The 2,256-nt window shown below is 49.5% G+C and carries 4 protein-coding genes; all 4 read right to left on the bottom strand.

Annotated elements, in window-relative coordinates; translation table 11 throughout:
- On the bottom strand, nt 1–528 hold a 528-nt coding region (locus Q0256_RS05880), incomplete at its 3' end, for a hypothetical protein (protein ID WP_297961051.1).
- 196 nt (nt 529–724) lie between these two features.
- Nucleotides 725–991, bottom strand: coding sequence for an ABC transporter ATP-binding protein (locus tag Q0256_RS05875; protein ID WP_297961048.1), 267 nt, complete (start codon nt 989–991; stop codon nt 725–727).
- Between the two features lie 346 nt (nt 992–1,337).
- Nucleotides 1,338–1,976: a YggS family pyridoxal phosphate-dependent enzyme gene (locus Q0256_RS05870; protein WP_297961046.1), complete on the bottom strand. Its 639-nt coding sequence runs from the start codon at nt 1,974–1,976 to the stop codon at nt 1,338–1,340.
- Nucleotides 1,973–2,256 (bottom strand): site-2 protease family protein (locus tag Q0256_RS05865; RefSeq protein WP_297961043.1); only part of this gene is annotated, 284 nt, incomplete at its 5' end. The genes Q0256_RS05870 and Q0256_RS05865, both read right to left, overlap by 4 nt.

The raw sequence follows: 2,256 nt of genomic DNA, 5'->3' as shown, positions 1-2,256 counted from the left end.
GTTAAAAAACGCCTCCGCCGCGTCCTTGCCGCCGAAATAATATACAAAGTAGATCGGGCACAGATCGAAGGCGCTTAGATTTTTGTTAAATTTAGCCCCGCGTTGCGTCATAAACTCCACCGCCTTGCGCTTGTCCTCAAAAAGCTCAAAAATAGGCAGCGCGTAGTCTTTGATAGCCGCGCTAATCTCGCGAACGCTGGGCTCAAAGCTAGCGCCCGCGAGCTGCCAGTCGCGAAACTGTTTGCGCGGCGTGAGATGGCCCAGGTGCGATACGAAAACAAGATCGGTCGAGTAGGGTAGCTCCTCTTGCATCAGCTTTTTTAGGCGCTTGCAGTAGATCGCGATCTGCGGCAGGATGCTCACGCTGCCCGAGTAATTGCGCATGCTGGAGCCAAAATAAATTTCAAATAAAATCTCCTTGTCGCTTGTGAGCTTCGTTAGTTTTTGCCCCTTTTGCGTGGGCTTGAAGTACGCAAAATTTGCCGCGATCTCATTGCAGCCGTTTAAAAATATCTCGCGCGGAGTCATGATTTTCCTTTTAAATTTATCGTTTAAATTTAGACGTTTTGCTCGCTAGCAATTCGGTTTGCTGCTTACATTGCCGAAGTCGCGATCCGCAGCTTGGCGTCGTATCGGCGCGCCGTCTTGCCGCCGAAAAGTTATTATATACGCGCAATTTTACTCTAGTTCGGCTAAATTTAACGGCGCTACGCGCCCGTAAAATTTATAATCTATCCTCGTATCTTTCGTAGTTTATGCCGTATATTTTATCTATATTTTCGGCATTTATGAGCTGCTCACTGCGCCCGAAGACTAAAATTTCGCCGTCTTTTATAAATAGCGTCAAGCTTGAAACGAATTTTGCATGCCGCGGGTAGTGCGTCGTCTGCACGAAGGTGTAGCCCTCGTCGCCTAGCGCCTTTATCATCTCGAGCAGCTTGATCTGATTTCCAAAATCCAGCCCGTTTGTAGGCTCGTCCATAAAGATCACTTTCGCGCCCTGAACCAGCGTGCGCGCGATATACGCCAGCTGCCGCCACTTGAAATTTCGCCTTTTAAGATTCTGTCTTTATATGGATTGCGCTTAGAATTTTATATTCTCACGTCTTTAAAATTTGCGTCGTTGCGAATAAATTTTTATCTAGGTTTAAAATTTGATGCCATGTTGTTGCGCTGCGTAAAATTTCAATAACGCGCTAAATTTAAGTAGCACGTAAAATCAAGCATTGCGCTAATTCAAGTTACGCGCCCGATTTAGCTCGCGCGGCAAATCAAGCACGCCGTATAATAAAAGCGGTATAAAATTTTCTCGCGCGCTAAGGCCCGTCTCTCGGGGCCTAGGCGTATAAAATTCTACCCAGGCGGATCATGTTTGAGCCGCATTTGATCGCGAGCTCAAAATCATCACTCATCCCCATCGAGCAGATTCGCGCGCCGTGCGGCACAAGCGCGTCGAAGATCTCGCGGCTCGCCTCGAAGCTTCGCGCAATCTGTGCGGGCTCGCTCACATGCGCTCCGATGCTCATCACGCCGATTAAATTTAGATTTTTGCACTCCTGCTTGATGCGCAAAAACTCCTCCACCGCGCGGTTTCTATCGAGCCCCGTTTTGGAGCTCTCGCCCGCGGCGTTGATCTCCAGCAGCGTATCTAGCGGATAATTCAGCCGCTTATTTACGGCAAGCGCGAGCTCGTAACTGTTGCAGCTCTGCCACAGCGTCGGGCGTAGAGCGATAAGCTGATTGATTTTGTTGCTTTGTAGCGTGCCTATGAAGTGCCACTTTAGCGGCAGCTCGCGCAGTAGCTCGCTTTTGCGCTTCAGTTCCTGCACTCTGTTTTCGCCAAACGCGATCTGTCCTTGCGAATACAGCTCGCGCACCTCATCCGTGCCTACGTTTTTGCTTACCGCGACTAGCTGCACTTCGCCCGCGCCTGCTTTTGCAGCCCCAATGCGCTTTAAAATTTCATCCAGTCTCATTTGTAAAATCCCAAAATTCTAGCAAAATCATTCAGCACCGTAAATATCATTAAAAGCGCTAAAATCCCCATTCCTACGTAGCTGGCGTTTACAAATACCCGCTTTGGCACCGGGCGGCGGAAGATGAGCTCAAAGAGATTAAACGCGATGTGCCCGCCGTCGAGCGCGGGGATCGGAAAGAGGTTGATAAGCCCTAAATTTACCGATATTAGCGCCACGAGTGCGAGCAAGACCGCCGCGCCGTAATCGACCGCCTTTGAGGTGATGTCTGTAATAGCGA

The organism is uncultured Campylobacter sp. (assembly GCF_937949835.1).
Classification (GTDB): domain Bacteria; phylum Campylobacterota; class Campylobacteria; order Campylobacterales; family Campylobacteraceae; genus Campylobacter_B.
Note: the sequence above shows the minus strand (reverse complement) of the source record. Positions and strands in the feature narration are given on the sequence as shown.